Raw genomic sequence first — 605 nt, 5'->3', positions numbered from 1 at the left:
TTATTCAGGGAGTTGCTAGTGAAATTTATCCATGCAAACCGGAAATCTTTCAACAAACCTATGAAGTGTATGGTGAAAAAATAACCACCGAGAATTAGGGACACGGTGGCTAGGCATACCAGTTTGTATCTTGAGCTAATTCGTGATTAAAGAAGTATTTGCCTGAGGATAATATAACACATAGCGTAGATCTTGATGCATATATTATTTGAATATGTTTAATAAAAATGACTCCATCCAATATAGCGATTCACATTCGATTAAATGTTCTAAATCTACGATAAGACTTTGAACAGTTGCACTAAAATGAGGCGACTCGGGATTTGTGTTGTCTATTATTTCAAAGACTTTTAAAGATTTCTCATTAATCATAATTTGATCATCGTTGATTATTTTTTCACGAGTGTGTTCAATTAATGCCTGAATATTTACTAAGTCTTCATGTTCTTTTAAATGGAGAAGCCTGATACAGAAAACTTTCATTGAATTATATGAATCAATTTCAGCGGAACTGTCCAGCTTTCTTTTTACAAGAATAAACAGTTGGTAAATAGCAAATGATAAGAAAAATCTTTCTAAAAGCACTTCAATTTGATTTTCTCCAT

Annotated in this window: 1 protein-coding gene; it reads right to left on the bottom strand. The window is 31.9% G+C overall.

Annotated features, from left to right (window positions below):
• Nucleotides 1–204: 204 nt before the first annotated feature.
• On the bottom strand, nucleotides 205–605 hold a 401-nt coding region (locus tag P3R27_RS14610; RefSeq protein WP_301399154.1), incomplete at its 5' end, for a hypothetical protein.

The organism is Enterococcus spodopteracolus, assembly GCF_030441955.1.
GTDB lineage: Bacteria > Bacillota > Bacilli > Lactobacillales > Enterococcaceae > Enterococcus_B > Enterococcus_B spodopteracolus.
Note: the sequence above shows the minus strand (reverse complement) of the source record. Positions and strands in the feature narration are given on the sequence as shown.